General features: G+C 37.9%; 22 protein-coding genes and 3 pseudogenes. 21 read left to right on the top strand and 4 right to left on the bottom strand.

Features of this window, described 5'->3' with window-relative positions:
• The first annotated feature begins 55 nt into the window (after positions 1–55).
• Entirely contained in the window at positions 56–1,648 is a 1,593-nt protein-coding gene (locus JCM10596_RS08190; RefSeq protein ID WP_081791968.1) for an ABC transporter permease, read from the top strand.
• On the top strand, positions 1,636–2,898 hold the full coding sequence (locus tag JCM10596_RS08185) for an MBL fold metallo-hydrolase (RefSeq protein ID WP_025026701.1): 1,263 nt from the start codon (positions 1,636–1,638) through the stop codon (positions 2,896–2,898). Before JCM10596_RS08190 ends, JCM10596_RS08185 begins: the two co-directional genes overlap by 13 nt.
• 77 nt (positions 2,899–2,975) lie before the next feature.
• On the opposite strand, the gene JCM10596_RS08180 is transcribed toward JCM10596_RS08185, so the two are convergent.
• The 3 genes from JCM10596_RS08180 to JCM10596_RS24555 all read right to left on the bottom strand — a co-directional run bounded on the left by JCM10596_RS08180 (position 2,976) and on the right by JCM10596_RS24555 (position 6,084).
• The gene (locus tag JCM10596_RS08180) at positions 2,976–3,836 is read right to left on the bottom strand and encodes a hypothetical protein (RefSeq protein WP_025026700.1); all 861 of its coding nucleotides are present in this window, start codon (positions 3,834–3,836) and stop codon (positions 2,976–2,978) included.
• A gap of 152 nt (positions 3,837–3,988) precedes the next feature.
• Positions 3,989–5,203: a HAMP domain-containing sensor histidine kinase gene (locus JCM10596_RS30105; RefSeq protein ID WP_234410443.1), complete on the bottom strand. Its 1,215-nt coding sequence runs from the start codon at positions 5,201–5,203 to the stop codon at positions 3,989–3,991.
• A 218-nt stretch (positions 5,204–5,421) separates the two neighbouring features.
• A complete protein-coding gene (locus JCM10596_RS24555) occupies positions 5,422–6,084 on the bottom strand; it encodes a response regulator transcription factor (protein ID WP_234410442.1) in 663 nt (220 codons plus the stop codon).
• Between the two features lie 191 nt (positions 6,085–6,275).
• On the opposite strand from JCM10596_RS24555, the gene JCM10596_RS08165 reads away from it, so the two are divergent.
• From JCM10596_RS08165 to JCM10596_RS08155, 3 genes are read left to right on the top strand one after another with little or no spacing between them, the layout of a single operon-like run.
• Complete coding sequence (locus JCM10596_RS08165) at positions 6,276–7,004, top strand: ABC transporter ATP-binding protein (protein ID WP_025026699.1); 729 nt, start codon at positions 6,276–6,278, stop codon at positions 7,002–7,004.
• A 33-nt stretch (positions 7,005–7,037) separates the two neighbouring features.
• Complete coding sequence (locus tag JCM10596_RS08160) at positions 7,038–7,865, top strand: DUF2705 family protein (RefSeq protein ID WP_025026698.1); 828 nt, start codon at positions 7,038–7,040, stop codon at positions 7,863–7,865.
• A 13-nt stretch (positions 7,866–7,878) separates the two neighbouring features.
• Complete coding sequence (locus JCM10596_RS08155; RefSeq protein ID WP_025026697.1) at positions 7,879–8,664, top strand: DUF2705 family protein; 786 nt, start codon at positions 7,879–7,881, stop codon at positions 8,662–8,664.
• Between the two features lie 72 nt (positions 8,665–8,736).
• Here JCM10596_RS08155 and JCM10596_RS08150 read toward each other — a convergent pair whose 3' ends face one another.
• Entirely contained in the window at positions 8,737–8,946 is a 210-nt protein-coding gene (locus JCM10596_RS08150) for an alpha/beta-type small acid-soluble spore protein (protein ID WP_025026696.1), read from the bottom strand.
• Between the two features lie 272 nt (positions 8,947–9,218).
• On the opposite strand from JCM10596_RS08150, the gene JCM10596_RS08145 reads away from it, so the two are divergent.
• The 16 genes and pseudogenes from JCM10596_RS08145 (at position 9,219) to JCM10596_RS08075 (ending at position 23,394) form a co-directional block, all read left to right on the top strand.
• Positions 9,219–10,874: a GAF domain-containing sensor histidine kinase gene (locus JCM10596_RS08145; RefSeq protein WP_034680936.1), complete on the top strand. Its 1,656-nt coding sequence runs from the start codon at positions 9,219–9,221 to the stop codon at positions 10,872–10,874.
• Positions 10,867–11,526, top strand: a complete 660-nt coding sequence (locus JCM10596_RS08140; RefSeq protein ID WP_025026694.1) for a response regulator — start codon at positions 10,867–10,869, stop codon at positions 11,524–11,526. Before JCM10596_RS08145 ends, JCM10596_RS08140 begins: the two co-directional genes overlap by 8 nt.
• A gap of 162 nt (positions 11,527–11,688) precedes the next feature.
• Positions 11,689–12,246 carry an NADPH-dependent FMN reductase gene (locus tag JCM10596_RS08135; protein WP_025026693.1) on the top strand — a complete coding sequence of 186 codons (558 nt, stop codon included), beginning with the start codon at positions 11,689–11,691 and terminating at the stop codon, positions 12,244–12,246.
• A 60-nt stretch (positions 12,247–12,306) separates the two neighbouring features.
• Positions 12,307–12,770 (top strand): annotated as a pseudogene (locus JCM10596_RS24550) (VOC family protein).
• A gap of 110 nt (positions 12,771–12,880) precedes the next feature.
• On the top strand, positions 12,881–13,393 hold the full coding sequence (locus JCM10596_RS27645) for a BsuPI-related putative proteinase inhibitor (RefSeq protein ID WP_025026692.1): 513 nt from the start codon (positions 12,881–12,883) through the stop codon (positions 13,391–13,393).
• A gap of 164 nt (positions 13,394–13,557) precedes the next feature.
• Positions 13,558–14,283 carry an alpha/beta hydrolase gene (locus tag JCM10596_RS08120; protein WP_025026691.1) on the top strand — a complete coding sequence of 242 codons (726 nt, stop codon included), beginning with the start codon at positions 13,558–13,560 and terminating at the stop codon, positions 14,281–14,283.
• Between the two features lie 35 nt (positions 14,284–14,318).
• Positions 14,319–14,735 carry a CBS domain-containing protein gene (locus JCM10596_RS08115; RefSeq protein ID WP_025026690.1) on the top strand — a complete coding sequence of 139 codons (417 nt, stop codon included), beginning with the start codon at positions 14,319–14,321 and terminating at the stop codon, positions 14,733–14,735.
• A gap of 30 nt (positions 14,736–14,765) precedes the next feature.
• Positions 14,766–15,206, top strand: a complete 441-nt coding sequence (locus tag JCM10596_RS08110) for a DUF2621 family protein (RefSeq protein ID WP_025026689.1) — start codon at positions 14,766–14,768, stop codon at positions 15,204–15,206.
• Positions 15,207–15,263: 57 nt separating this feature from the next.
• Entirely contained in the window at positions 15,264–15,629 is a 366-nt protein-coding gene (locus JCM10596_RS08105) for a DUF1516 family protein (protein WP_025026688.1), read from the top strand.
• A 180-nt stretch (positions 15,630–15,809) separates the two neighbouring features.
• Positions 15,810–16,672, top strand: a pseudogene (locus JCM10596_RS24540) (class II fructose-bisphosphate aldolase).
• Between the two features lie 165 nt (positions 16,673–16,837).
• On the top strand, positions 16,838–18,739 hold the full coding sequence (locus JCM10596_RS27640; protein ID WP_025026687.1) for a sensor histidine kinase: 1,902 nt from the start codon (positions 16,838–16,840) through the stop codon (positions 18,737–18,739).
• Between the two features lie 30 nt (positions 18,740–18,769).
• Positions 18,770–19,877, top strand: a pseudogene (locus tag JCM10596_RS24530) (aminopeptidase).
• A gap of 195 nt (positions 19,878–20,072) precedes the next feature.
• Complete coding sequence (locus JCM10596_RS08085; protein ID WP_025026686.1) at positions 20,073–20,780, top strand: response regulator transcription factor; 708 nt, start codon at positions 20,073–20,075, stop codon at positions 20,778–20,780.
• Positions 20,777–22,144, top strand: a complete 1,368-nt coding sequence (locus JCM10596_RS24525; RefSeq protein WP_051541236.1) for a HAMP domain-containing sensor histidine kinase — start codon at positions 20,777–20,779, stop codon at positions 22,142–22,144. Before JCM10596_RS08085 ends, JCM10596_RS24525 begins: the two co-directional genes overlap by 4 nt.
• A complete protein-coding gene (locus tag JCM10596_RS31260) occupies positions 22,072–22,269 on the top strand; it encodes an ATP-binding protein (protein WP_081791959.1) in 198 nt (65 codons plus the stop codon). Before JCM10596_RS24525 ends, JCM10596_RS31260 begins: the two co-directional genes overlap by 73 nt.
• Positions 22,270–22,314: 45 nt before the next feature.
• Entirely contained in the window at positions 22,315–23,394 is a 1,080-nt protein-coding gene (locus JCM10596_RS08075) for a LolA family protein (protein ID WP_025026685.1), read from the top strand.
• The last annotated feature ends 30 nt before the right edge of the window (positions 23,395–23,424 follow it).

Here is a 23,424-nt window from a genome sequence, read left to right as displayed (position 1 = left end):
TAAGTTGAATATTTTCCTAGCGATTTGCCTGTTAAGTCTATTCATTTTAATACCCATGATCATGATTATGCTGAAAAGTTTTATGCCTGTAGGGGAATGGAGCTGGACTGCTCCACTTGAGGTGATCATGGAGAAGAATTTGACCAAGGTATATGGTAATACGCTACTACTTGGATTATTGGTGGTCATAGGAGCTACGCTGTTAGCAGCTCCTATGGCTTTCCTTATGAGCAAAACCACAATGAAGCGTCATTGGTGGCTAGAGCTTATTCTTTTAATTCCCTTTATGACTCCACCTTATATTGGTGCCATGGGTTGGATATTATTTATGCAGCCCAAAGGATTTCGAGATCAATTTTTTCCGTGGCTTACTTTTACTCAGCCCCTCTTTTTCTCTCTTTTTGGGATGGTTATGATCATGAGCTTGCATCTGTTTCCCTTCATTTATTTGATTATGAAAAACACCTTAGAAAGAATAGGGGGCTCATTAGAAGAAGCCGGAGCGATTCATGGTGGGAAAGCTGTTTATCGTATGCGCCGCATCTTACTTCCTTTACTTTTTTCAGGATATACCATGGGGGCACTGCTGATTTTTGTCAAAACCATTTCTGAGTTTGGGACGCCTGCGACACTGGGGAAAAGAATTGGCTTCTATGTTTTAACAACAGAGATTCATCGTTTTACCTCTAGCTGGCCTATTGATTTTGGAAAGGCAGCAGCGCTTTCTTCCATCCTATTAGGAAGTAGTATGCTGATTTGGTATCTACAGCATCTGCTGGCGAATCGTTTTTCTTATAAGACCGTGACGGGGAAGGGGCAGAAGAGTAAAATCTATGAGCTAGGCAAGTATTCCTTCTTAGCATGGTTTTATTGCAGCGGGCTCCTTATTTTAGCCATAGGAATTCCTTATTTTTCAATTATAGGGACCTCTCTCATGAATTTATGGGGTTATGGCTTTCGACTTGATAACCTAACCTTCACTCATTATATTAATCTATTAAGCATAGGTTCAGAGGGCTCCAAGGCATTAGGGACCAGTCTTATTCTTTCTTTTTTGGCAGCGACAGTAGCTGGAGCCATAGGGACTTATCTGGCTCTTATGATCGTCAAGACTGAGGGGTGGACTAAAAAATTTCTAGATGTGAGTAGCTTGCTCTCTAATACCATTCCTTCTATCGTGATCATTGTTGGTCTGATCTTATTCTGGAATGCACCGTGGATGAAATGGAATGTGTATAATACGCATCTCATGCTCGTCCTAGCCTATATCGTTTTGTTCCTGCCGTATACGGTTCAATATGTGCGAGCTAGTCTGGAGCAGATTGGCCCTTCCTTGTTTGAGGCGGCAAAAGTATCTGGCTCAGGAGCTTGGTTTACCTTCTTTAAAATCACTCTCCCATTAATCAAACCAGGGATCATTTCCGGATGGATGATGACATTTACCATATCAATCCGTGAGCTAGTAGGTTCTATCATGCTTCGTCCACCGGGGGTCGAAACCACGGCTACCTTTATTTTTGGTCAATTTGAACAGGGGAATGCTTCTCTTGGGATGGCGATGGCAGTCTGTTCAGTGGGAATAACCACTTTTATTCTATTATATCTTCACTGGGTGCAAAGGAGGCATGATCCTACATGGAAAAAATAACATTACAAGTACTTGGAGGCGTAGGTCAATATGGACGTGCTTGCTTCTACTTAACAAATGGTCGAAGTAGGGTTTTACTTGATTGCGGCATGTTAAAGGAAAAAAACAAAGCAAAGCATGAGGCTTTTCCACGCTTGACTAGGGAGCTTGCTAGATCAATCGATTTCGTTCTGCTAACCCATTCTCACGAGGATCATTGCGGGGGACTTTCTTATCTATTCGATCTTGGATTTGAAGGTTTGATCTATTCAACAGAGGCTTGTCGAGATCAAGTAGTACACCTTGGAACGGATCAAGCAGATCAATATTCTAGATGGTTTGATCACTGGCGGCTCTTAGAACAGCTACCTGAAGCGTATAATGGCTGGTACGTGTTAAATGAGGAAGTCCACATACAGTGGGGCAGGACGGGACATCTCCTAGGTTCCGTTTGGTATGGGATCGAAATGGATCAGAAGCGATTTTTTTATTCGGGGGATTACACAGCGGAATCCCTTCTTTTAGAGAGAGAGCTTCCTTCATTTACAGACATTGATTTTGCTGTGATTGATGGAGCGTATGGGCATGAGATTTGTACACAAGAAAAAGCGTTGCATTACATAGCTGAAACAGTGCAACATAGTCTGAAGAAAAACACTTCTCTCCTATTTCCCGTTCCTTCATTTGGAAGAGGACAGGATTTGCTTACGTTTCTTGTTCAGAAAAATAAGCTTTGGAAGGTCCCAATCGTCGTTGAGGAGAACATCTATCAAGGGTTAAAAAACTATGTATGCTATAAAGAGGAACTCAAATCTGGAGCAAGTACACGTATTGCGGAGGTTCTCCTGCATCCGTATCTTTCTGTGATAAAAACAGAGGAGGAGAGAAGGAAACATCTTCAGGATCCTGAGGGAAAAATTATTCTTACTCATGATGGAATGCTCGAATCCTCTCTTTCCTTTTATTATCTTAAGGAGTTGAAGCACCGTAACCACCTGATCATTCTTACGGGACATCAAGCAGAAGGGACGATGGGCTATGAGCTCCTTCAAGGGCGCTATCTAAGAGAGCATAAGCACGCCTTTATTCGCTATAAGGTTCATCAAGATCTACAAGATGTGGTGAGTATGCTCGATTTCTTGAAGCCAAAACAATTTATTCTCTTTCATTCAGGAAAAGAAACTTTAGAGCAGAGCTACAATTGGTTAGAAGAAAAGGGAGTGCAGATCAACCCCTCACTACATTGTGTAGGAAATGAAATAGTTGTATAAAAAATAGTTGTATAAATAGGTAAAAGGCTGCTCAAATGAACAGCCTTTTTGTATGTGTTACTTCTGCTTGTGCTCCATTAATATCTGTCTAAAATCATTTGTGTTTTTAGTACATCTTGAGGGAGTAGCCATCCCTTGGTATCTAAGAGTTGAATCAGATTGGCACGTTTTTCTGAAGCTGTAGTGAAATCCTCAGTTTTGAAAGAGGCTTCAACGAGATACTCCGTGCCAGTGCCAGCTTCATTTCGGACATGCCAAATTTCAATCGCTAGCTCCTCGCCTTCAAACTCGCCTGTATAACGTTGAAAATAGACAGGACCATATATCTTTGAAGCATTGATTTGGGAGGTTCCCCAACCGTTAGAAATCCAGTTCCTAAATTCATCCCGGGCAAAATCATGGGCAACTGTTTTTGAATCTGCTAGATTGGGTAATTGCAGACCACTATAATTAGATAGTTTTACTTTTTCTTGAACTTGAAAGCTTAATGTTTGGTTTGTGTAACCCCAATCAACCTCTGCCTCAAAAATTGAATTTGCATCAAAGCCATCATTGAATGCCGTTTGCAGAGCAGCTTGCACATTTCCATTGATAATGGGATATCTTTTTTTATATTGAATGCGATGCTGTCCTTGGTCCTCTTGCTTTCTCAAACGAATGCTCCAGCCCTCGTTTTTTAAAGCTTGTTGAGGAGTGTCAAGGAATTGTGCGTTATATTGCTTGGCTGATGATCCAGTACTAAATTCATCTCTCATTTGTTTTGCTAGATTTTGCTTATTAGTTAATACTACATTAGGGTCTAGAAATACCTTAACTTCATATGCTGATATACTCGGCACGGAATAGTTTGCTTCTGTCACATTTTGACTGGTGAATACGATTGAACTAAGCAAGACAAGACACAATAGAAAAAGTAAAGATTTCTTCCCAATTTTCATTTTACTACCTCCATTTTTTTAATTGTAAGCCTTTCACCTTAATCGTACACGGGAACCTTTAATTCTATATGGATGTTCCATGTGCATATTGTAAAAAAATGTGCAAGAAAATCTAGGTTCATATAGATAGAATCTATACTGAAAGGGGCAAATTAAGAAAATGTTGCGTCATTTTGCTTGATTTTAAGAGGGAGTTCAAATTCGATCGTGGCACCTCCCATTTGATTGTTGTAAGCCCTAATGATGCCTCCGTGTTTTTCAATGATCATTTTAGAAAGATAGAGCCCAAGCCCCGAGCTGTTTTTGAAGAGGGTGCTATCGTTCCCTTTATAATTTTTAGCAAAGATATGTTGAATCTCATCATGCTGAAAGCCCCTGCCATCATCTTCAATGATAAATCTCAATTTCTCCTCTTGATCTACCACGTGAAGCAGAATCTTCCCTTTATGCTCAATATGTTTTAAAGAGTTTGAAACGATATTCTCTATAACCTCTTGAATACGACTTGAATCAAAATAGATCTCCTTGTTTTCATCTATTGAGCAGAGGATAGAAAAAGCGGTGTTTTTCTCATGACAGAGAGGCAGCACATTGTCTTTGATCGTACAAATAAACTTTTGGAGAGGTATTTTCTCGATTTGTAATTGAAAGTTAGGGCGTTCTAAGTCCCAGATTTCATTCAATTGGTTGATCATGTGCCGCATTCGTTCGGCATTATTCTGTAGTACTTGAATGGAAGCTTGCTTCTCTTCTTCGGAAAGCTGTACAGAGGGCATGGAAAGGAGCTCTAAATGACCATGAATAATGGTAATGGGAGTCTTAATATTGTGAGTAAGAGAAAGAATCATCTCTTTTCTTTGTTCTTCCATGATCCATTGTTTTTTCAGTGAACCTTTCAGTGCTTTTCTCATCTTTTCGAAGGAATTCATCACTTCTCCCCATTCGTTCTCATACGTACTTTGCAGGGGGAAATCCAATTGTCCTTGCCGAATGTGCTCGGTCATGTTGATTAACTCTTGCAATGGATGATTCATACTTCTAGAAAACAACAAAGAAAAAGTGAAAATGACCAGCAGAGGGCAGAGTATAAGGACTGGGATAACAATGAAAAAATTAAAAAATAACTCGAAATTCGTTTTTCCTATCAACCAATGAATAATGAAAGATTCAGCGATTCTATTACTAGGATATTTGATCACAAGTCCCGCTTTCAGCTTTCCTTCCTCTTGTATAGGAGAATAAAGGATTCCATAATATTTTTTCTTTTCTGTGTCATATTCTTTGGTCGAGTAGGGGGACTCTCTGAGGTGCTGCTTTTCTGTAGTGATCCAAAATTCATATTCTGGACTGGGGAGCTTATTTTTCATTTCTATTTGAAATTCTTCAGTAAACATTTTTTCTGTGTGATTAAGAGCGTAGGTTTCAAAGGCATAGGCCTGTTTTTTATGATCGAAGGTGAACAACAGAATGGAAAGTACAATGAGCGATAAAAAAAGGGCGACTCCTAAACTGATGACAAAAAAGAGGAGGAATTGTGTTTTGATTTTGAAATTCTTTTGTATATATGTTAACCTCCATTTATAGCCTAACCCCATACTGTTTTAATATAGCTGTGATTGACAGAAGGAGAAGAGAGCTTGGCACGTATCCTTCTGATATGCTCTGTGACCGTATTGACATCACTTTCACTCATATAGCCCCATATTTTTTCAAAGATCTGTTCTTTGGAAAATACTTGTTTGCGGTGTGTGCACAGTAGCTCGATAATTTGAAATTCCTTCTTCGTACATTCGATTTCATTTCCATCCTTTATTACTTTCTTCGCTAAAAGGTCAATCACAAGGTTTCCAAAGATCATTTTTTTATGCTCTTCTTCCGCTAGCCCTTTGGGTGTTTTTCGCAAATGGACCTTGATTCTAAGGATCAGCTCTTTCAAGGAAAAAGGCTTGACAATATAGTCGTCTCCTCCTAATAAGAATCCTTTTACTTTCTCGTCTTCCAGCCCCCTAGCTGTTAAAAAAATAATAGGACATAGCACACTTTGCCGAATCTGTTGACATATATCAAACCCAGTGAGATCTGGAAGCTGAACATCTAATATAATGACGGACCATCCGTCTTTAGCCTTTACTAACGCTTCCTTGCCACTTAGAACAAATTCAACCTCAAAGCCCTCTGCCTCAAGAGCTGGTTTGACGAATGAAATAATGTCTATATGATCATCTACGATAAGAACTTTTCCTTTCATGCTATCACCTTCATTTTTGTTTAACTGGACTATAACCATTACTACTATATCAACAATCGAATCTATTTTCATCCATTAAATATAATTTATTGAAAATTATTCAAAGTTGATAAAAAGTTGATAAATGCATGTTTTCATAAGAGATGAAAGAAAACCTCTTAAATAAATGATTTCTTGAAAGGGATGAAAAAATGGAAAAGATGATTGTGGAGAATGTAAGTAAGTCTATAAATAGAAGGAAGATTATCGATAAAGTAAGCTTTCAAGTAGTAGAAGGAGATATATGTGGGTTTATAGGGCCAAATGGTGCAGGTAAAACGACCATGATGAAGATGCTAACAGGTCTTATTCAACCTGATGAAGGAAAAATTCTAATCAACCAAACGAATGTTTCACGGAATCGAGAAATGGCTCTAAAAGAGGTAGGAGCTATGATTGAAACACCCGTTTTTTTTGAGCATATGTCAGGAAGAAAAAATTTACAAAATCTTGCTAGGTTAAATATAGGGATGAGCAGAAAGAAACAACTGAAGAAGGTGGAGGAAGTGTTAGAGATTGTCGGTTTAACGAATAGGGGAAACGATAAAGTGAAGACGTACTCTCTAGGGATGAAGCAAAGGCTAGGGATTGCCCAGGCTTTACTTAATAATCCATCTATTCTCATTTTAGACGAACCAACCAATGGTTTGGATCCTCTTGGTATGAAAGAGTTTCGTGAATTGATCCGAACCTTAAAAGAAGAGTTCAACATTACGTTCTTTATTTCTAGTCATTTGCTTGATGAGTTACAAAAGATATGTGATAAGTATATTTTTATCAAAGAGGGTAGTATTAAGTGGGCCGGTGACCATCATACGTTTACTGAAGCACTGGATAAAGGGAAGGATTTAGAAGACCTGTTTGTTGAATTGATGGCTTAAATGTAATGAATAAAGGATGGAGGAAAAAATAAAATGTTCAACTCCTTGTTTATGTATGAATTTGAAAAGTTTTGGTCAAAAAAATTAAATATAGTTTGCTTTCTAGCCATTCCATTAATTATTTTTCTGTCCCTTACCTTTTCTATGAAAACCAATGAAACAGCTTATGAAACAGAGGTGAACTATACTACAAGTTTAAATTTCCATATCTTAAGTTTACAAGAAATGCTTCTTACAGCCTTCAATGCCATTGTGATCATCCTAGCTATCGTAGGGGTACATAACGAGTATAGAAAAGGAAATTTAAGAATGGCATTTACAAGAGGCATCTCTATAAAGAAATTGTATCTTGCAAAATCTCTCGTTTTTCTAATCAACCTGTTCTTGCTTATGCTGCTACAGCTGATACTTTCTTTTATGATCGGATACTACACGTTTCCAAGAGTATCTAGCTCACCACTTTTTTTCAAGGAGGGATTTTACGGGATAGATGAAATTACGCTATTTACCTTCAAATATTATTTATTAGCTTATCTTAGCTTACTTACATTTAGCAGTATTGTAGAGTATATCTCCATTAAATGTAAGACGATGACGGGAGTGCTAGGAATCAGTGTCGGGTTCTTTTTTGTGAATGTATTCTATATTGGCTTAAGTAATCCCTTTTTTAAAGGTTACCCAGAGGAACACATCTATAGATTAGTGTATGATTCCCTATCTATTATTTATATACAAGCTAAGGGAGTCGCCTATTTTGCTTCTGGAGAAACAAGTATTTTTCTGTATAGCCTACTTATTATGTTTGTTCTCTTTAAGGGATTATCATTTTCAGCATTTGCGAATCATGATTATTTAGATTAAAGGAGAGTATGAAATGACGAAGCAACTTATCTTTTCTGAGATCGAGAGGACGATTTCTAAAAAAAGCACAAAAGTGTTATTTTTCATATCGTTCTTTTATCCAGTTGTCATCCTTTTATTTTTTTCAGCAGAGATGGGGACAGAGAGTTATACTGTCAACGGGACTGTCATCCCTATTAATAGCCTTAATTATCCAGTAACGCAAATGCTGGAATTAAATGCTCTATTTGTTTTTGTTCTGCTTCCTTTGTTTTTCTCTGAGTCTATAAGCTCTGAGATTCATTCTGGAGCCTATCGAATGCTGTTAATTAGACCGTATAAAAAATGGAAGATGTTGATCAGTAAATGGGTGTCTCTCTCAGTCATCTATGGTTCCATGCTTTTCATCTCGTTTCTGACCAATAGCGTAATCGGTCATTTGTTTATGCCATACGCTAAGGAAACAATGTATTTTAACATTGATGGGAAGCTCAATCTATTTCATTCCGTATTGTATAATCTGAAATTTTATCTTATTTTATTTTGTGTATATCAGGCTATACTTGCATTGATTACATTGATCAGTATCTTGGTTAGAAATCATATCCTTACCTTTATGGGAAGTATAGCCCTTCTGGTTAGTTGCGGTTATTTATTTGAGCCTATTCTTAAAGTATTTGTGTATACTCCTGATATTGCTTTTTTTATTCTAGGAAACCATGGTCATGTTCCTAACGTCTTGTTTTTTATTTTTATCGTCCTATTTCTTTTTTATATTTCAATGCAAATCTATACTAAAAAGATTGGTGAAATCGTCTAATGTGATACTAAGAAAACTAATAAAACATCCCCATCATTTTCCAATGAGCAAATGATGGGGATGAACTTATTCTTATCTAGGGAATTGTCCACTTAACTGCTGTTGTGCTAATTGAACTAAACGCTTAGTAATTTCTCCTCCAACTGAACCATTAGCACGAGAAGTGGTGTCTGGTCCTAATTGTACTCCAAATTCTGAAGCAATTTCATATTTCATTTGATCAATTGCTTGTTGTACACCAGGAACTAATAGTTGATTACTGTTACGTCTGCTATTTGGCATCTGTAAACATCTCCTTTTCAATTTTGCTGGGTATTGAAGGTAAAACTGTATTCTTAATTTCTCTTACTATCGAAATATTATACGTTTCTTTTCAAATATTTTTTAGCATTTTAATAAAAAGGTGTAATAGGGAACGGGAAGATGTGTTTTGCTCAGCTTACATCATCGGCAGAAGGGAGGATCATTGGTCTGAGAAAGGTCTTGAATTCTCTCAGACCTTAGTCTTAAATAGAAGAAAGAGTAATGTTTTAAGAACGGTAGGTGAGTACCTTTTGACAAATGATCAAAGAATCACAGAATTAACGGCTTTGAAGGAGATTGCGGAAACACTGAACAGATCTTATGATATGGACCACATGCTGGATAATGTGCTAAGGAAGCTTCTAGAAGTTACAGGACTAACAACAGCTTGGATTTTTATGGTTGATGAAGAACCAGATTACAGTTGTGTAGCTGATCAAGAGCTTCCTTCAGCATTGAAGTGGAAAGATAAGTACCCTATGAAAAATGGAAGCTGTTGGTGTGTGAATAAGTATTGGAGAAAAGAGCTTCATCACGCTGTCAACATCATAGAATGTAAAAGGATTACGGATGCAATTCAGTATAAATGGGGCGATACCGAAGGAATTCTGCATCATGCCACAGTTCCGCTAAAAGCAGGACAGGAGTTATTTGGTATTTTAAATATTGCTGCCCCTGATAAAGAAGTATTTGACGAAGAAGAGCTAGCATTATTAGAATCGGTTGCATTTCAAATAGGTTCAGCCATAAAACGCTCTAGACTTTATCATTCCTCACAAAAAAGGGCTTTAAACTATGCTAAGCTGGGAGAAGTAAGTCAGCAGATCACTTCAATTTTGAACATGAAAGATATTCCTATTGAAGTCGTCCAACATGTAAGCGATATCTTTTCGTGGCGGGTTGTTGCCTTCTTTATTGTGGAGGACGATCATCTGTCTTTAAGGGCGTTTTGTGCGAATGGATATGTTGAACGTTGTTGTATCGATCTATTGTTTCAGGAAGCAGGCTTTATTGCAGAAACCTACATAACGAAAAAGAAGCAAGTCATCTACAGAAATGATGACACAATTCATTTCGATCTGCTTCCATTACCCGAATTTCAATCGGCTGTTACGGCTCCTATTCAATATAATGATCATACATATGGTGTTTTGCTAGTTAGCTGTGAAAAGAGGAATGCCTTTGACGACAATGATGTCGATGTGATTCAAAGTATCAGCGATGTCATTTCACTCACGATGGAAAATGCTCGATTGTATGAACAAAGAAAAGAGCTGGCTCATTTTGAAGAACGAAATCGTTTGGCTCGTGATCTACATGATTCGGTTTGTCAGATGCTCTTTTCTTTATCCTTAACAGCAAAAGGGGCAGAAATGCTGTTAAAATCGGAAGATCAACAGGTCAATTTAGAACAAGCCTTAGATGAGATCCAAACGCTTTCTCAGGAAGCGTTAAAGGAGATGCGTTCCCTTATCTGGCAATTGCGTCCAACAGGTCTTGAACAAGGACTCATCACAGGGATTTGTCACTATGCTCAACAGTTAGGACTTGAGGTTGAAACCAAGATGAAAGGTGTGGTTGAGCTTCCTCGTCATATTGAAGAAGCCCTTTATCGAATAGGTCAGGAAGCTCTTAATAATATTAGCAAGCATGCTCAAACCCCTAAAGCGAAGGTTATCTTGGAAAAAAACGAAAAAGAAGAAGTGCTTTTTACCGTAATGGATCAGGGACAAGGATTTGATCCTAAGAAAAATAGAAACCAAAGTTTGGGGTTAATAGGGATACGAGAAAGAGTCCAGCGCTTAGAAGGTCAGCTTGCCATCTCAAGCTCCATTGGAGAAGGGACACAGCTCGCTATTAAAATTCCACTTTCTAAGGGAGAGAGGGGATCGAAGAAAATTGAATAAAATAAAATTGTTATTAGTGGATGATCACGCGGTTGTGATCAAAGGTCTTAGTTTTTTCTTGAAAACGATTGAGGATTTTGTCATTGTTGGTGAAGCTGGGAATGGGGAGGAGGCGCTAGAGAAAACGGAAGCACTTCGACCTGATGTGGTCTTAATGGATCTTGTCATGCCCATTATGGATGGTGTAACAGCAACCGAGAAACTAAAGGAACGCTATCCTGACCTGAAAATTTTAGTGCTCACCAGTATGACAGATCGTGATCATATCCTACCTGCTTTACGTGCAGGTGCTTCAGGATATATGTTAAAAGACATGCAACCAGAACAACTTGTTGAAGCGATTCGAGGTGCTTACAGTGGTAATATTCAGCTCCATCCAGATATCAGTGCTCATTTGATGTCCCATTTTCTATCCTCGGCATCAGAGGATCAACCGAAGGAAACGTTTCATTCACTCATCAATGAGTTAACGGTACGAGAAAAAGAAGTATTACAGCTGATTGCTCAAGGGATGAGTAACAAAGAAATTGCTTCCACTCTCTTTATTGCTGAAAAAACCGTCAAGACACATGTGAGCAGCATTTTAAGTAAGCTTGATTTGGCGGATCGCACTCAAGCAGCTCTTTTTGCCGTTAAGAATAAAATGGTCTAAGACTTTAGTCTTAGGAAGTCCATCCAATAGATGGACTTTTTTAGTAGATGAAATTAAGTCTTTTTTCCGAGGATTGCCAGTTGTGTCTATAGTAGAATGGATGTATCACAAGATCAATGGCATGTATGCTCCATTGATTTAAATTGACGAGGAGGAAAAAAAGTGAAAATTATTGGTGTGAATGGGAGTCTTTCTGCAAATTCAAAAACGTTCAAAGGAATTAAGGCTATATTGGATACAGCTCAGAAGCAAGGAGCGGAAGTACAGATGTATGACTTAAGAGAGAAGCCGCTTCCGATGTACTCTCCAGACGATTCTTATGAATTAACTGATCAAAACGTGAGGGAGTTTCGCCAGCTGCTTTTAGAAGCGGATGGGATCGTTTTAGGAAGTCCGGAATATCACGGTAGCATGAGTGGAGTCTTCAAAAACGCGATGGACTGGGTAAGTTCTGAACAGTTTATAGATAAACCTGTAGCACTTGTATCGGCTGCTGGAGGACCAACATCAATGACAACCCTAACCTCTATGCAAGTGATGATCCGAAACCTATATGGATGGGTCGTTCCTACTCTTGGGTCGATTCCAGGGCAGACTCAGTTTGACAAAGATGGATCATTTGTCGAGGAAGGCATGAGAAAAAGGTTTAACCTGATGGGAGAAGAGCTTGTTAACATGGCGGAGTTACTGAAGGGCAAACGAGCTGTAAAAAAAGGATAAGGAAAAAACAGTGGAGAAGCAAGTAAGCCAGGCATTCTAGGAGAAGGAGTTGATTTGAATATGATCAAAAGTATTTATGAAACTCATTTACATGTATCGAATCTAAGGGATGCGATTTCTTTTTACCAAAAGCTAAAGCTTCAATTAGCCTATGTCTTAGAAGAGAGAAAAGTGGCTTTTTTCTATGTTGGTGAAAATCGACAAATGCTCGGACTGTGGGAAGTAGAACAAGGAAAAGAAGTGAAGAAAAATCATTTTGCTTTCGGAGTAGCTAGGGAGGATATCACGGGAGCAATAGATTGGTTACGTCAATTGGGAATCGAACCTCAAAAGAGCTTCGGAAAAGAACCGCTTGAACCCATCGTACATACCTGGATGCCTGCCGCTAGCGTATACTTTCAGGACCTGATGGGAATACCTTAGAAGTAATTGCTCTTTTGGAGGGCGAACCTCAATTGAATAACCCAGATCCAACCCCTTACTTAAGTGAATGGCTAGAAAAAAGATCCGCATCCGATGTCTAAGACATTGGATGCGGATCTTTTTTTACTGCAACATTATTAGGTTTTGATTCGTTTGATAGTATAGAAGAAACTTAATAGAGTAAGAATAAAAGAAATAGGAGTGTGTAATAATGAGAAGACGTTTGATGTATCTACTATCTATATCGTTGCTTGTTTTTACCCTTGTTGGTTGTGGAAGCTTGAAAACAGAAGTGCCGGAAGAAACGCCTACGACTGGAAACGTATCAGACATTGAAAATGAAGCTGTTCAAGTGAAACCTATTGTTCAGTTAAATCAAGAAGGTGATCATTTAAAATTTCATATTTCTCTTGTTAATCAAGGAAAGGAAGATGTTGAATTAACTTTTCCATCGGGTCAAAGATTTGAAATTTTTGTGAACGACAGCAATGGCAGGGAAGTATATCGTTACTCCATCAACCGATCATTTATACAAGTAATTGAAGAGGTTATTTTAAAGGCAGGAGAAGAGCTAAGCTGGGAAGAAGAATGGGACTTAACCATGAATGGTGAAGAAGTTGTACCAAGTGGTGAGTATACTGCCACTGTAGAAATTACGGCTCACAGCGATGTTGATATTCCTTTAGCCTCTCAAAAAATTGATCTTGATACAGAGAAAAAATAAAAAATATTGATATGAAAGAGAAAACTTGAGGGAGAACCTTCCTCAAGTTTTTTCATGCGGAATTCTCAGAATAGAAATATAAAGGGGGAGTGTGGTATAGTAAATGAGGGATTGGCTATGATTTTGATCACATGTGAGATTTGGTAAGGTTGAGGTGTGCAGTCATGAGCAAGAAATTAATCATATTTACGATTTTTTCTATTGGACTTATTTTGTTTGGAATTATTATGACCGTTTTTGGGATTATGAATGTTTCTACCTTGTACGTTGAACATGACTTTCCCTCTGCATTCTTAGAACAAGATAGAAACTTAATTGTCTATGTTCCTCCAGGTTACGACTTGGAAATGCATAAGCGTTATCCAGTTCTTTACCTTCTTGATGGTGAACTCTATTTTAAAGAGAATAAAGAGGAAAGCCGTAATGAGTGGAGTATGAAGAAAACACTGGATCGTTTGATTAAAGACGGGGCATTAGACAAAATGATTGTTGTTGGTATCTATTCCACAGAGGATCGAAAGGCAGAATATAGCTCTACAGAATTATTGGCTGAAGAAAGTCGCCTTGAAGCCTTAACTAAGTTCATCGTTGAGGAAGTGAAACCCTTTATTGATCTGAGATACAGAACACTTGCAGGGGTTGGCTCGACAGGAATTGCTGGAGCAGATCTCGGTGGTTTTGCCGCGCTTTATACAGGTTTGAAACATACTGAAACGTTTTCCAAAATCGGTGCCTTATCTCCTGAAAACAGTGAGCTTCTCCAGGAAAATCTGTTATCTGCGGAAAAGGATCAAAAGAAACTGCAAAGAATCTGGATGGATACAGAAGAAGAGCAAATTCTTGATGGACGACTTGAGAACATGTTACTTTATTTATATGGTGAGGAATAAAACACTTACATTTGCTTGAGAAAGGATTTTATGAGATGAATATTGCCTTTTTCTTATTACCTAAGGAAAGTGTCATCTACTTAAGACCTGATTCAACCATCCGTCAGGCTTTAGAGAAGATGGAGTATCACAGATATACAGCGATTCCACTCATTGATGAAAAAGGGAGATATACTGGTACCATAACAGAAGGCGATTTACTTTGGATGCTGAAAAACTCTGCGGAAGTTAGCTTTGAAACCTGTCACAAATACCAGCTTAAAAACGTCCCTCAAAGGGTCAAAAATAAACCAGTTTCCATTAATGCAGACATGGAGGACCTCATCTCTTTAGCCATTGAACAGAATTTTGTTCCTGTTGTTGACGACAAGCATATTTTTATCGGTATTATTCGACGTAGAGAAATTATTGAGTATTGTTATAAACAATATCTAAATAGGCAGAATGGATAATGTACCGATTCTAAGAAGGGGAGGGTATGGATGTCCACTGGTTTCGGTTTGTTTATCGTTTTTTGGAGCATCATTTTGTTAGGTTTTATGCTTATTGGTGGGTATTTTATGTTTCGTAAGTTCTTAAAATCTATGCCCAAGCAGGATGGAATGTCAGATTTGGATTGGCAGGATCATTATATTGACGAAACAAGATCCATGTGGGATGAGGAAACACTTCGACTATTAGATGAATTGGTTGAACCTGTACCTGAATTATTTCGAGATGTAGCTCGCCGCAGCATTGCTGCTAAAATTGGCAAACTGGCGCTAGATCAGAAGGCGTCGAAGATTTCACAAGATCTTATTATCCGAGGCTATATTATGGCTACTCCAGCCCGAGATCACAAATGGCTAATCGAACATTTAACAAACAAAGGAATTGACTTTTCAGCGTACAATTCCTTGCTCAAAGTTAGCAGCAAATCTTAAATGTTACATGAGCTTGACAAAGTAATGACTATTAATTGAACAAAGGGGAGATTGAAAATGCCTTATGTCGCATTATTACACTCACATGTATCTTCATGGATTATTGGAATTATTTTATTTGTACTAGCACTTGTATTCCTGAAAAGCGGGAAAATGAAGGGGCTTAAAATCACACAAATGATTCTTAGGGTATTCTACATAATTATATTCTTAACTGGTGTAGCTCTATTGCTAGAAATTAACTTTGCTGCATATGCTACAGTCAAGGCACTGCTTGCTTTTGGATTGATTTATGTCATGGAAATGATCCTTGTCCGTGGAAGTAAGGGCACTTTAGATGCAGGGAAAGCAAAAAGCTTCGGAGCGTCATTTTTGGTCCTACTTGTTGCTGTTCTTTATTTAGGGTATGGTAAACCTTTTTAAAAAAAATATTTAAAAATAAAGATAATGTAAGATAATAAGAGAGAACGAATGAATACGAAAGAAAACAGAGTATGATTGACGCTTACACTCTGTTTTTCTCCTGTTAAAATGTGTGTTAAAATTCTGACTGTTAACATGTATGGGTCATAGATTTACATAACAGTCCAGGAGGAGAAGAGTATGCCGTTAGTTTCGATGAAGGAAATGTTGATTAAAGCAAATGAAAATGGGTATGCTGTAGGACAATTTAACTTGAATAACCTTGAATTCACTCAAGCGATTCTTTTAGCTGCACAAGAGGAGAATTCACCTGTTATTTTAGGTGTATCAGAAGGTGCAGCAAGGTACATGGGTGGCTTTAAGCTAATTGTAGACATGGTGAAAGCACTAATGGAAGAATATAAAGTAACAGTTCCAGTAGCGATTCACTTAGACCATGGTTCTAGCTTTGAAACCTGTGTCAGAGCGATTGATGCTGGTTTTACTTCTGTCATGATTGATGGATCACATCATCCATTAGAAGAGAACATTGCTGTAACTAAAAGAGTGGTTGAGGTTGCTCATGCTCTGGGAGTGTCTGTTGAAGCTGAATTAGGTCGTATTGGTGGACAAGAAGAGACTTGATTGTTGATGATGCTGATGCGATGTATGCTGTTCCAGAAGAATGTGATCAATTAGTCCGTGAAACAGGAGTTGACTGCTTTGCTCCAGCCTTAGGTTCTGTTCATGGTCCTTACAAAGGAGAACCAAACCTAGGTTTTGATCGCATGGAAGAAATTCAAAAGTTAACGGGTGTGCCTTTAGTATTACACGGTGGAACTGGTATTCCGACAAAAGATATCCAAAAAGCGATTTCTTTAGGAACTGCTAAGATCAACGTTAATACAGAAAATCAAATTGCTTCTGCCAAAGCCGTTCGTGAAGTTTTAGCAGCGAAGCCTAATGAATATGATCCTCGTAAATATTTAGGTCCAGCTCGTGATGCGATTAAAGAAACGGTAAAAGGAAAAATGAAAGAATTTGGCTCTTCAAACAAAGCATAAGATTTTTATCTCGTAAATTAAATTAAGAAAAAGATACAAATATGACGATATTAAACCTAAACACTAGTTGTTTAGGTTTTGTTTTTGTAAAAAAGAAGGAATTATAGGTTCTTTTGTCGAAATGCAGAAAAGATCATTTTTTATCGAAACAGGAGGAAGGTCCCATTGTCACTAAAAAATAAACTAGCCATCATTTTCTCCTTCGTCGTATCAATTATTCTGATATTTAATAACACATTACATTATTTTTCTACCCGAGACCTACTTCAAAAAGACCAAGTATCACAAATGGAATCCTTGGCGCAGCAAATCAAAATTGCCATTGAGCATTCGCAATATGGGGCTTTATATATGGAGGATATAATAGGCGAGAAGCTTCGATTAGCAGCTATGGTAGCTCAAAAATCTTTAGATCCAGACGTAGAAAATGTGACAAATGAAGAATTAGAAGAGTTAAGTAAAAAAATAGGGATTTCTTATATTACTTTATTTGTACAGGCTGAGGATGATATTGTCGGTTGGAAATCGAATGATCCCAAAGAGATCAATCTTTCAACGAAAGAGTGGACGTATTGGTATGAAGCCTTTCAACAATTATTTGCTCATCATAATGTAGATGACACGATTCCAGAAGGGCAAAAATTACCTAATTACTGGGCAGGACCTATGGCGGTTTCCTCCTCTGACCCTGAACATGTGGATAAGTGGGGGTATTATTATGATGGAACCACAAATTATATAATTAACCCGTATGTCAGAGATAAGCAAGTGATAAATTTTACTCAAGAAATCGGTCCAGAATCCATTGTTAAAAAAACATTGGAAAATAATCAGCATTTATTGGAGATTACAGGGATTAATCCTAATGCCTTTGGTAATCCGCCGATCTATACAGAATTAAATGGAAATAAATACATTGATTTATTTAATCAAGAGATTCAATTTGGTACTTATGATTATCAGGATCAAAACGATTTATTGAGCGTAAGAAAAGCGTTCTCTTCGAACCAGACTGTAAGCTATGCGACAACCATAAATGACACTGATGTATTAAAGAGCTTTATCCCTGTTGAGGCGAAGCATCCATATGTGATCTCTTTAGTTATTGACTATGGGATCATTCAAGATGTTTTAAATAAGCAATTATTTCACAATATAACCAACTCTATTATTGTTCTTATTATTGTTTTCTTTGGTAGTTATTTTCTAGCTGGCTATATTGTTAGACCGCTCAATCATATTTTTAACAGAGTGGGGGAAATTGCCAAAGGAAACTATGATGCTCAGTTAACGATTGATCGAAATGATGAACTTGGAAAGCTTTCGGAGCAGGTTAATATGATGTCACGTAATCTAAAAAATTATAAAAAAACGGAAGAAATGCTTTTGCGTTCTGAAAAACTTTCTTTGGCGGGTCAACTGGCTGCGGGGGTAGCGCATGAAATCAGAAATCCATTAACGTCAATTCAAGGGTTTGTTCAGCTCCTACAAGAGAAAGATTATGAGCATAAGGATTATTTGCAAATCATCGATTCTGAATTAAAGAGAATTGAGCTCATTGTTAGTGAGTTTCTTGTTCTGGCTAAGCCCCAAGTATGTAGATTCAAAAAAGTAAATGTTTGTGATATTATAATAGATGTCACCAGACTTTTGGAAACACATGCCAACATGTCTCGAATACAAATACTGACTCATTTTGAAAAGGATGAAGTGGTAGTTGAATGTGACGAGAATCAATTAAAGCAATTATTTATTAATGTAACGAAAAATGCAATTGAAGCGATGCCTCATGGTGGTGAAATTAACATATATATATCAAAACAGCAAGACAATCACATTCTTCTTCGATTTGTTGATCAAGGCTGTGGCATTCCAAAAGAAAGTATATCTAGACTTGGTGAACCGTTCTATACCACAAAAGAAGATGGTACAGGTCTGGGATTAATGATCTGCCATAAAATCGTAGAAAATCATCATGGGCATATCTCTGTATCTAGTATAGAGGGAGAAGGGACCATGATTGATATACATTTGCCTAAAACACAAGTGGCGAAGGACCATGAGTAATCTCTTTAAAAAGGAAAGGAATGTAAGCCTTTGAAAGACTCTAGGATCAGCAAGTTAGCAGAAACTCTTTTACAGCATTCGTTAAGGCTTAAAGCGGGTGAGAGAGTATTAATAAGAGGACATCAAGCAGCCAAGCCATTACTACTTGAATTAATCGAGCAAGCCTATGCATTAGGCGCGTATCCTTATGTAGAACTACTAGACCAAGATGTGAGTAGACAACTATCACTTGGATATTCCAAAGAGCAGCTTCAGACAATGGTAGATTGGGAGATGAAAAAATACCAAGATATTGATGCAGTCATTATTGCGATTGCTGAAGATAATGATGCCGAAATGTCTGATGTCCCTACAGATAAATTTCAGCTTAGAGGCGAATGATGCGTCCTGTGAGTGATTTTTATGTGAATAACAGGCGTTGGGTATTATTAAATTACCCTACACCAGCGCTAGCACAGAAAGCTAAAATGAGTACAGCGAAATTTACAGATTTTCTATTCCAAGTATGTTCTGTTGATTACGACAAGATGGCATCTGCCCAAAAGCATCTAAAGGATTTGATGGAAAAAACAGATCAAGTTCAACTAAAAGGTCCTGGTACTGATTTAACCTTTTCAATTAAAGGAATCCCTGCCATTCCATGTGCTGGAGAGGCAAATGTCCCTGATGGAGAAGTGTTTACTGCCCCTATTCGAAACAGTGTGAACGGACGTATTACCTTCAATACTCCATGCCCATATAGAGGGTTTACTTTTCATAATGTATCCCTTGTTTTTGAAGAAGGAAAAATCATCGAAGCTACAGCAGATCAAACAGAAAAGCTTAATGATATTCTGAATACCGATGAGGGTGCGCGATATATAGGGGAATTTGCCATTGGTATGAATCCCTATATTCAACATCCGATGGGAGATATTTTATTCGATGAAAAAATCGATGGAAGCCTGCACTTTACTCCTGGACAAGCCTACGAAGAAGCAGATAATGGAAACCGTTCTTCAATCCACTGGGATATGGTACTTATCCAACGACCAGAATACGGCGGAGGAGAAATTTATTTTGATGGAGTCTTATTCGAAAAGAAGGTCGATTTGTCTTACCTGAATTGGAAGAGTTAAATCCAGAGAATTTAAAATAAAGTAGACTACTAGTTAGATGGAGTTTTTACTCCACTGACGATTAGAACGAGATCAATGGAATAGAATAGAACTGGAATCTAAAAGAGTGTACCGTTCGGTACGCTCTTTTGTACATAAAAAATAAACTATTTCTTAAATTTTTAATGTAGTGGTATTTTACATATACAATAAACAACATGAGGGGGAAGACAACAATGGACAGAGCAAATATTCTACTAGTAGAAGATGACAAAGAAATTGCTCGGATTGTTCGGGATTACTTGGTGCACCAAGGATACGGAGTTACATGGGCTTCAACCGGACAAGAGGGATGGGAGGATTTCCAAAAGTGTTGCTTTGATCTCGCTTTAGTTGATCTAATGCTTCCAGAAATGGATGGGTTGACTCTCTGTAAAAACATTCGATTATCTAGTGAAGTTCCTATTCTGATGATTAGTGCTAGACAAGAGGATGAGTATATTGTCAAAGGACTAAATATCGGAGCAGATGATTACATTACGAAACCTTTTAGTCTGACAGAGCTGGCGGCGCGTATTTCCTCTCATCTGCGGCGTTATCACTGGCACAGTGCACAGCATCAGGTGACTCAGCAGCTTCGTTTTTCTTCAGGCTTGATTATTGATGTAGAAAAAAAGGCAGTTTACCTAGATGAAGAAGAGATCATCCTTACATCAAAAGAATTTTCTTTGTTGATTTTATTAGCTCGCCATCCAGAAAGAGCTTTTACCAAGCAGGAGTTGTATGAACATGTATGGCAACAGACGGATACGGAGGGAAATAACACGATCCAGGTTCACATCAAGAGCTTGCGCACGAAGCTGAAAGAAAATATGCGAAATCCTAAATATATCAAAACCCTCTGGGGAACAGGGTATCGTTTTGTTGGGGAGCCTTTGTCATGAAAATACGTTCATGGTTACTCCTTTCTTATCTTCTCGTCATGCTTCTACCTATTGTTTTTGCCTATGGTTTGTATATCTTACTCAGTCAGTATAATCAAAAGCAAGCATTAGTTGAATACTTGCATATTCAGAAACAGATCGAAAAGGTCGAGCAAGTTGTGAAGGAACCTGAATTATACCTGATCCAATCCCAACGAATTTACGAGGATAAAATAATTCCATATCTCCCCTCTGGAGCTAAGGTAGTGATTTACGATCAAGGTGGAATTGTTTTGTTTGTTGGTGGTGATGAGAAGGACCATACTCCCATATTAACTAGAGTGAACACACGTCAATTGTATGAAAACCTCTTTCAGCTTCAGGTGCAGCATAGGAATTATATTTTGAAAAAACCAACATTAGATCATGGTAGCTTGATTGGTTTTTATGAAATTACGGTTCCTAGAGAGGAGTGGGTTGACGGAGTAAATCAACGAACCAAATGGATGTTGTATGGTTTTATTCCTTTTTTTATCCTGCTCTATGGAGGCGTCTGGTGGATGCTAGAGCGTAAATTAAATCGCCCCTTAGCTGCCTTAATGAACCGTATGACTGCTTTTGCTAGAAATGAAGAAGGCAAACCTATAGATCATCGAGGTGATGATGAAATAGGACAATTGATTTCACATTTTCAGCAGATGGAGCAAGAGGTAAGCGAAGCGCAGAAAAGGCTACAATCTGAACAGCAGACAAAAGAATTAATGATTGCTTCTTTGGGGCATGATTTGAAAACTCCTTTAACCTCTATACGAGCATTTACAGAGAGCTTGCATTTGAATTATCAAATAACGGAGCATCAAAAGCAGGAATATGTATCGATCATTCTTGAAAAAACAGATTATATGAAAAAAATGGTAGACGATTTAACTACCTATACTCTCTTGCAATCTGCGGATTATCAGATTGAATTAGTGAATGTAGAGGGTGAAGAGTTTTTTGACATGCTGTTATCTGGATATGAAGAATGGCTGGATACGCGTCAGGTTTGTTTAGTGAAGCAGGTTGCTGTACAAGGAAACTACAACATGAATGAAACACAGATGATTCGTGTCCTAGATAACCTTATGAGCAATGCGATTCGTTATACTCCAGCAGGAAAAAGAATTTGGTTGGCAGCATTATCTAAAGGAGAAATGCTACCAGATTGGATTTTCTCTACGTTTCATAGAGAGATAAGCTCATGGTTAGAGAGTCATACTCTGCTCATAGTACAGAATGAGGGGCTAGGAATGACGAAAGAAGATCAAGGAAGGTGTTTCAGCCTTTTTTCCAGTCTGAACCTTCTAGAACTCCTGAACAGCGTAAAAGCTCAGGTCTGGGACTGAGTATCGCTAAAATGATTATGGAGAAGCATCAGGGTGATATCTGCTTGTTTTCTGACGATAACTACGGTACTGTTGTGGTTTGTGCCTTTCCAGTAAATAAAGATGAAAAAGAAAGAATAGAGTGATAGAGCTGAGTGCTGTTAAAGTTGAAGAATAAAGGAGAGATTTACATGTTCGATTATGTTAAAAAAGGATTGATTGGGATGGCTACTGTTTGTGCTTTAGCCGCTTGTTCACTAGGGGGTGCACAGTTTAGCCCTGAGGAAATAGTGACACAAGCTGTAAATGAGAGTAAACATTTCTCGGCTTATTACAGTGAGGCACAAATGAAGATGAACCTGGAAGAGATACAACAAGAGATGACAATCAGAGAGTGGAGAGATGAAAAGGCATCTAAAATACGTGTCGAAGTAGAATCTGCCAATGGAGAAAAATCGGTTACAGTAAATGATGGTGAAAAAATTCTATCTTACACGGTTGGAGAAGATTACGCCTATGAATTAGGGTTAGGGGACATGGAGCTCCCTTCCTATCGTGATCAAGTATTAAAAAGCTTATCGATGCTTCAGGAAAGAAGCGATATAGAAATTGTGGGGGAAGATACTCTGCTAGGGCAAGATGTTTACCATATTAAAGCAACTCCCAAACAAGAAGGTGGCTTGTTTGGAGTTGAGGAGTACTGGATTGATCAGAAAAATTGGTTTGTTTTAAAATGGAAGAATGAGCTTTATGATGGGTCTAAATCAGAGTTTACTGTTCTTAACATTGATTTTGAACCACAGTTGGATGAAAATATTTTCACATTAGATTTTGGTGATAAAGAGATCGAAATTAGAAATATAGAGGAGATGAACCCTGCACAAGAGGTTAGTTTAGAAGAGGCAGTGGAATTGATGGGAGAGAAATTTTTAACTCTTGAAGATGAGGTATATTCTTTAAAAAATATTGAATTTGTTGGAGTAGATTCTCTTTCTCATCAAGAAGTGATCTTAAGCTACCATAAAGAAGAACTCCCTCAATTTAGCCTAAGTATTTTTAAACCGGTTGATGATATTCAAGGTACCGCGCTATTTGGTGGCGAAGAAACCATTAATGTACGAGGTACAGAAGGAATGTATATAAAAAATGACTATCTCACCATGCTTACATGGGATGAAGCGAGCTGGCGCTACTCTATTATGGTGGAAAACCCTAGCATAACCTTAGAAGAACTCAAAGCATTGGTAGAGAAAATGGAAATGCTGCAATAGAACTTGGATATAAAAAAGACCTAGCGGATT

This window comes from Caldalkalibacillus mannanilyticus JCM 10596 (genome assembly GCF_000615945.1).
GTDB classification, from domain to species: Bacteria; Bacillota; Bacilli; order Caldalkalibacillales; family JCM-10596; genus Bacillus_AT; species Bacillus_AT mannanilyticus.
Note: the sequence above shows the minus strand (reverse complement) of the source record. Positions and strands in the feature narration are given on the sequence as shown.